Here is a 6,957-nt window from a genome sequence, read left to right as displayed (position 1 = left end):
ACTAGTTAGGTACTACTCTTTTTTATTTAGTTTAAATTGCATTATTTTTTAACTTGGCGTTTACGGACACCCTTATTGACATCCAATAAGACTGGCAGAATCATTGGTGAACGTTCGGTCCGGTCATATAAGAAGGGCTTGATGGTATCAAAGATAATATCCCGCATCATACGTTCATTAATTCTATTGCCATTTTCATTCAAACCACGGTTAATGGCAGAACGTAAGGTTTGCTGCATATCATTGATTAAATCAACGGATTCCCGCATGTAGATAAAACCACGCGACATAATGTCTGGACCAGAAATCAATTGTTTATTCTTGTAATCAATGGTAGCTGTAACAATCACTAAACCATTTTCAGATAGGTTCTTCCGATCTCGAAGGACAATATTACCCACATCACCAATACCAGAACCATCCACATAAACAGCTTGAGCCGGGAAGTGACCCGCTCGACGGGCACTATTAGCGGTTAAAGCTAACATATCACCGTTCTTTTGGACAAAGCAGTTTTCAGCTGGAATACCTGTTAATTGAGCGAGTTTAGCTTGGATGGATAACATCCGGTATTCACCGTGGACTGGCATAAAGTATTTAGGCTTCATCAAGCGCATCATCAATAATTGCTCTTGTTGACTGCCGTGACCAGAAGTATGGATATTGTTTAACTTACCATGGATGACTTCAGCACCGGCTTCAATTAAGGAATTGATTACCCGGTTAACGGAAACCGTGTTACCAGGAATAGGTGAACTTGAGAAGATAACCGTATCATTTGGTTGAATTTGAATTTGTCGGTGAGTCCCATTTGAAATCCGGGATAAAGCTGCCATGGGTTCACCTTGTGAACCCGTACAAAGGATGATTAATTTTTCCGTAGGATAGCGATTAATATCCTTGCTTTCAATAATGACATCGAGTCCCTTATCATCAATATAACCTAATTCACGGCCATTTTTAAAAGCATTTTCCATAGATCGGCCAAAGACGGCAATTTTACGGTCAGTTTCAACGGCTGCTTCAACAACTTGTTGTAACCGGGAAACGTTAGAGGCGAAGGTTGCAAATATAACCCGGCCTTGAACACTTTTAATAATTGAATGGATAGACTGTCCCACAATCCGTTCGGACATGGTGAAATTTGGAATTTCAGCATTGGTTGAGTCACCCATCAAGAGGAGGACGCCTTCCTCACCAATTCGTGCCATTTTATGTAAGTTTGCTGGTTCGCCCACAGGGGTAAAGTCAAACTTATAGTCACCTGTGAAGACGATATTACCAACTGGGCTATTGATAACTATTCCATAAGCTTCAGGAATAGAGTGAGTTGTCCGATAGAAGGATACTTTAAGTTTACGGAAGTTAATCTCAGTGTCTTCTTTATATTCGGTAATCTGTGCATCCCTAAGTAGGCCACGTTCTTGTAATTTGTTACGAATAAGGGCAGCAGCTAGTGGATCGGCATAGATTGGCACATTTAATTGTTGTAAGAGAAAAGGAATTCCACCAATATGGTCTTCGTGACCATGACTAATGACTAAGGCTTTTACCTTATGTTGGTTTTCGATAATGTATTGAAAATCATTGATAACATAGTCAATTCCCAATAAGTCATCTTCTGGGAATAAAACGCCACAGTCAAGGAGGACGATCTCATCTTGAAATTGGACCCCATACATATTTTTTCCAATTTCTTCCAAACCACCGACTGCAAAAACGCCGACTTCGTTATTTTTTAAATTGACTGCCATCTTAGAAAGTCAACACCTTAAAATCAGGATTGTTTTCTTGTTCGTATTCCAAGAACGCTCCATCTATTTCTTGAATAAATTCAATATTGTATGGTGTATTTTCACTGATTTTTTGAGCGGGCTTCCACTATAGAATCCGCTTCGACATAAAGTGCCTTGGTGTTTTCACGCCGAGGTACTTCGATTTTATTTTCTTGATAATTTACTTTATATATCATGTTAAATCTCCTTTTGAAATTTTTGGTGAAACCCGTTTTCTCTGCCTTTTCTATAATAGCATATTAGCAAAATCAAGTATAGTCACGGGGCTGGGCAAAAAGTCCAGTCCCTCGATTAATTTACGTATTAAGCTATTTAGTCAAATGAACTTGCGGTGATTTTTTGCTTGAGTGATAGTCAGTTCTATCAAATTCACCTATACGGACGTCAATAGCACCGCAAAAAATAAAGTTATTTTGCTTTTGACCTGCTGTTAATTCCTTTTAAAATAAATTACTCGATTAAAACGGAATCGTGATTTTTTAGGGTATTTATTTATAGGCAAGATGAAAGGAGTTAGCCATGATTGAACAAGCAGGAAAGGATTTAATACAAGCAGCCTTAAAGGCTCAGGTTTCAGATGTCCATTTGCTACCTTGGAAAGAAAACTACCGTATTTATTTCCGAAAAGAGGGGTGTTTAAGTCATTTCCAAGATCAAGGACTTGAATGGGGGCGACGTTTAATTGCTTATTTCAAATATTTAGCGGATATGGAGGTGGGGGAACGACGGCGCCCACAGTCAGGCTCGGTTAACTATCAGCTAGACCATAGTCAGGTAGAACTACGGTTTTCGACGATTGCCAATGTTCACCTAGAGGAATCCTTGGTAATTCGGATTTTACAAGCAGAGCGGACCAAAGACCAACATTTACAGACTTATTTTCCTAAGCAGGAACAAGTTCTAGAGAAATTAGTTAAACGCCAGAGTGGTCTGATTCTTTTTTCGGGTCCAGTGGGTTCTGGTAAAACAACCACTATCTATCATCTATTGAGGCAGCGAATGGGGCAGGAAACCATTCAAATTATTACCATGGAAGATCCCGTCGAAATCTATGAACCAAATTTTCTCCAAACTGAAATCAATCTTCGGGCTGGTATTAGTTATGACTTATTGATTAAGGCGAGTTTACGTCACCATCCTGAGATCCTCCTCATCGGTGAAATCCGGGATGAAGAGACCGCCCGGATGGTGATTCGAGGAGCCTTAACGGGACATTTAATGATTGCCACGATCCATGCCAAAAATTGTCAGGGGGTCATTGGCCGCCTCCAGGAATTAAAGATAAGTCAGCAGCAATTAGAACAAACCCTAATTGGGGTGGTGTCACAACGCTTGGTGACATCTTGTCTGACTAATCATTTACAGCACCAACGCTTAGCGATTTATGAAATTCTCCACGGACCCACTTTGAAGCATTATATTCAGGACGGACGTATGGCACTAGACTTTGTGTCATTAAACCACCAGCTAAGAAAGGCTTGGGCTTATGGCTACATCTCTAAAGAAAACTATGAAAAATTTGAATTGGTTTAACCGAAAGCCTAGGATTAAAATCCCCAAAAAACAACAAGCATATTTTCTTAAATCTATTGCCACGCTTTTACAAGAAGGTTTTTCTTTAATCCAGGCCTTAAATTTTATGAAAATTCTCCTGGCCAAACAAACGCCGGCTCTAGACCATATGATGACACTTTTGGGCAAAGGAGGACAATTTGACCAAGCTTTGTTTGATTTAGGCTTTTCCTTGGCCTGTCGAAGTCAGGTTTATTATGCCCAAAAGCAAGGGCGATTTAATCAAGGCTTATTAAAAGCCGGCCAACATATTGATCTTATCCATAACTACCAAAAGAAATTAATTCAATCCTTGATTTACCCATTAATTATGTTTGCTTTTTTGATTGGGCTTTTGTTTTTGATGCGGTCTTTTTTACTGCCTCATATTACGAGTTTTATCAGTCAAGAGCTTTTTGATTCGAACATTTTAGTGAAGAGCTTGATTAGCTTCTTTGCTTATTTACCCCAACTTTTCTTAGGCAGCCTGGGCTTAATTTTAGTAAGTATAGGCATGCTTACTTATTATTTTCGGCGGTTTGCTTATTTAGAGCAACTTCGGCGCCTATCTAAATTTCCCCTGCTTGGTCACTGGGTAATTAAATATGCTTCGTATAAATTTACGCGGGAATTAGCTTACTTTTATGAAGGGGGCTATTCTCTGCAACAAACCCTAACTTTTCTTCTAAAGTACCCCATAGATCCACTCATGACCCATCTTGCCCATCACTTAGAAGTAGGTTTCAAAAGTGGCCGCGATTTGGCCACGCTCCTAAAAGAATGTTTAATTTTTGCGGAAGATTTACCCTATGTAATCCACCACGCTGAATTAACCAGTCAATTAGCCAGTCAGTGCCAACTGTATTCCCAGAAGACTTTTGATGATCTTTTGGCAGATATTAGTCAGAAAATTGCTTATGTCCAACCCATTTTATTTTTAATCATTGCTGGCTTAGTGCTTGCCATGTATCTCATGATGATGTTACCGATGTTAACTTTTGATGGTTTTTAAAATAAGGAGGATATGATGAAAAAATTATTATTAAAGCTAGTTAATCATTTAACCCGTTTTAAAAAGAAAAATTCTGGCTTTACTCTCCTGGAAATGTTAATTGTTCTCATTGTAGTCGGACTTTTAATGGCGATTATTATTCCAAATGTCTCGGGTCAAAGGGACCGGATTGAAGCCCAAGCAAAAGAAAATATTGCTGAAATTCTCACCACTCAAGTCAATACTTACAAAATGGTGGAAAATGATAGTGCCACTGTTACCACCACCACTTTACAAGAAGCGGGTTATCTCACTGAAAAACAAGTCAAAGAAGCGGAAAAATTACTCGATATTGGACCAAGTGAAACTATACCAGACCCAATTACAGTTCCGAGTACTTAAAACTAAATCTGTATGATTAGTAGAAAACTCCAGACTCGAGCAGGCTTTTCTTTGATGGAAAGTCTGCTTGTTTTAACCATAATTACCTTAGTAATGATTGCCTTTCAAACAATCCCAAGCCGGGACTTACACCATTATCTCGAAGTTAATTTTTTCTTTTCTCATCTAAAGTCTCAGTTAATTTTTGGCCAGGAAAAAGCCATGACTCGGTTAGAACCTATCAGAGTTTCTTTTCATAAAGATTTGAATCAAATTTATTTCGCTGCTCAAAGTCACTTATATCCTTATCAAATCTTAGATCTACCGGCAGACTTAGAATTAGCAAGTAACTTTGAATTTATCTTTACACCAACTGGCCGGACGAATGCTTTTAAAACAGTTATCTTTAATGATTTAACAAAGCAGGAAGCTTATTATTTAAAATTTCAGTTAGGGAGTGGTCGGTTTGTATTATCCCAATAAAGCGGGGTTTACCTTAGTTGAGGCACTTTTAGCATTTTTCTTATTTTCTTTCATCCTAGTCTTATATGTGCCCGGTCTCTCACTGGAAATAGACCAAATCCAAAGGCAGAAAAGTCAGCATTCACAATGGCGTCTTCTTTATGAGCTCGCGCAAGTTACCCTCCCGCAACGAGTTGAATCGACGCCCGTGACCGACGATGATGATTTAGCGGGTCAAGAGGAGGAAATTCAGGTTTTGCTCGAAAGTTATCAGACGGCATATAATGATTTACTAACGGATTATCAATGTAACCGTGAAGTGTGTTATCTTAGTTTTGAATCAGGTCATAGTTTAGGAGTTCTTGCCTATGAAAGCACAGACTAAAGCATTTACCTTGATTGAATCCTTATTTGTCTTATTTATTGCTAGTCTCATCCTTTATTCCCTTCAATCAGTCTTATTAGTTTACCGACAGGAAGTCAATCGGGTCCAAGCTGATCATTATTTAGACTTTCACCAGTTCTTGGTCTTATTGGAAAACGAATTAAAACGATATGACCAAGTACAAGTCGAAAGCAAACAAATCATTGTAAAAGGTAATGAAGCTGAAACATTTTATCTACAAGCTTATCAAAATCAGTTAATTAAGCGGCCTGGTTATCACCCCTTACTCCTTGAAGTCGCGGATTTTACTTTCTTTGAATTTTCAAGTGGCCTTTATGTGTGGGTGGAATTTGATAATGGTCAAAAATTTACGGGGTTCATCCCCTTAAAGCTGTCGGTCCAGAAAGTAGGGTCAGCTGATGAGATTTCCTAAAGCTAGTCCCGGAAAAAAGGGTCAGCGTGCCATTGCCTTGCCCTTGGTCTTGGTTTTTATGGTGATTAGTCATCTAATTTATCTAGGCATTATTCAATTGAATGCCTACCAAGGGATACACCTTAAAGAGCTAAATACCTTTTACCAGGCTCGCGTTCAAGAAAATATGGCTCTGGAAAAAATCAATCCACAAATTCAGGAAAAACTAAAGTTATTTGAGCTAGTTTTACTTAATCAGGCAGAAGACCAGATGCGACAAGTCAGGTGGGTTGGCAATCAAACAGATGCGTGGCAATTAATTCATCCTCACATTTGGATTATGGAAGATCAAAGCAATCATAGGCTGGCATTATTACGGATTGATGTATTTGTAGACCAAGCTTATCATTCCCTGATCAATCCTAATTCAATCAGATTAATGGGCAGCTTCAAACCTTCGGGTTTGACCCAGGTGGACCCTAAATATCAAGCAGATGATCCCTGGTTAGCCATCGAAGCTGAAATATTAAAATCAGATTATCGGCTAGTAAAACGGCGAGAGTCCGATTATACCAACCATTATGATTATTTCTCACAAATTCAAGCAAACTATGCCTATGAAGCAGGTGGAGTCCAAGTGATGGGGGCGATAGATGGGTTAAGGATGACGAGCTTTATTGATCAAAGTGATTTTACCAGAACAAGTTTTACTCCCTTAAGTCCGATAAAATACCAATTTAAATTCTATTATTATGAGTGGCAGCAGGATTAGTCCGCTGCTTTTTTGCTAGCGGGATTGAAGTAGGAAAATCCTTGTTTTTAGCTTGGACTGCTGGGTATTTAGGAAGCAGTCTATCTTCTAAGCCCAGAGTTTTCACTCAATCATTACTTAATAAAAAGGAGAAATTTGACAAGAAGAAGCTACGAAAATTTTTTGCTTGGTTTCATCATTGTCATTTACAGGTCAAGATTGGTATAA

General features: G+C 38.7%; 8 protein-coding genes and 1 pseudogene. 7 read left to right on the top strand and 2 right to left on the bottom strand.

Features of this window, described 5'->3' with window-relative positions; genetic code table 11:
* Window positions 1-41 precede the first annotated feature (41 nt).
* Window positions 42-1,754: a ribonuclease J1 gene (rnjA, locus tag HMPREF9257_RS03415; RefSeq protein ID WP_006418060.1), complete on the bottom strand. Its 1,713-nt coding sequence runs from the start codon at window positions 1,752-1,754 to the stop codon at window positions 42-44.
* Window position 1,755: 1 nt separating this feature from the next.
* Window positions 1,756-1,972: pseudogene (locus HMPREF9257_RS03410) on the bottom strand (DNA-directed RNA polymerase subunit epsilon).
* A 343-nt stretch (window positions 1,973-2,315) separates the two neighbouring features.
* Here HMPREF9257_RS03410 and comGA point away from each other — a divergent pair.
* The 7 genes from comGA to HMPREF9257_RS03375 are packed head-to-tail and all read left to right on the top strand — an operon-like array spanning window position 2,316 to window position 6,750.
* Window positions 2,316-3,329 carry a competence type IV pilus ATPase ComGA gene (gene comGA / locus HMPREF9257_RS03405; RefSeq protein WP_006418048.1) on the top strand — a complete coding sequence of 338 codons (1,014 nt, stop codon included), beginning with the start codon at window positions 2,316-2,318 and terminating at the stop codon, window positions 3,327-3,329.
* A complete protein-coding gene (gene comGB, locus HMPREF9257_RS03400) occupies window positions 3,283-4,359 on the top strand; it encodes a competence type IV pilus assembly protein ComGB (protein WP_006418046.1) in 1,077 nt (358 codons plus the stop codon). The genes comGA and comGB overlap by 47 nt, the downstream gene beginning before the upstream one ends.
* Window positions 4,360-4,374: 15 nt before the next feature.
* Window positions 4,375-4,740: a competence type IV pilus major pilin ComGC gene (comGC, locus tag HMPREF9257_RS03395; RefSeq protein ID WP_006418017.1), complete on the top strand. Its 366-nt coding sequence runs from the start codon at window positions 4,375-4,377 to the stop codon at window positions 4,738-4,740.
* 54 nt (window positions 4,741-4,794) lie between these two features.
* Window positions 4,795-5,202 carry a competence type IV pilus minor pilin ComGD gene (comGD, locus tag HMPREF9257_RS03390; protein WP_006418064.1) on the top strand — a complete coding sequence of 136 codons (408 nt, stop codon included), beginning with the start codon at window positions 4,795-4,797 and terminating at the stop codon, window positions 5,200-5,202.
* Entirely contained in the window at window positions 5,186-5,566 is a 381-nt protein-coding gene (locus tag HMPREF9257_RS03385; RefSeq protein ID WP_006418056.1) for a prepilin-type N-terminal cleavage/methylation domain-containing protein, read from the top strand. The genes comGD and HMPREF9257_RS03385 overlap by 17 nt, the downstream gene beginning before the upstream one ends.
* The gene (comGF, locus tag HMPREF9257_RS08725) at window positions 5,550-5,999 is read left to right on the top strand and encodes a competence type IV pilus minor pilin ComGF (RefSeq protein ID WP_006418044.1); all 450 of its coding nucleotides are present in this window, start codon (window positions 5,550-5,552) and stop codon (window positions 5,997-5,999) included. Before HMPREF9257_RS03385 ends, comGF begins: the two co-directional genes overlap by 17 nt.
* Window positions 5,986-6,750: a hypothetical protein gene (locus HMPREF9257_RS03375; RefSeq protein ID WP_006418027.1), complete on the top strand. Its 765-nt coding sequence runs from the start codon at window positions 5,986-5,988 to the stop codon at window positions 6,748-6,750. Before comGF ends, HMPREF9257_RS03375 begins: the two co-directional genes overlap by 14 nt.
* The last annotated feature ends 207 nt before the right edge of the window (window positions 6,751-6,957 follow it).

The sequence above is a fragment of the Eremococcus coleocola ACS-139-V-Col8 genome, assembly GCF_000183205.1.
GTDB classification, from domain to species: Bacteria; Bacillota; Bacilli; order Lactobacillales; family Aerococcaceae; genus Eremococcus; species Eremococcus coleocola.
This window is presented reverse-complemented; position numbering and strand designations above follow the sequence as displayed.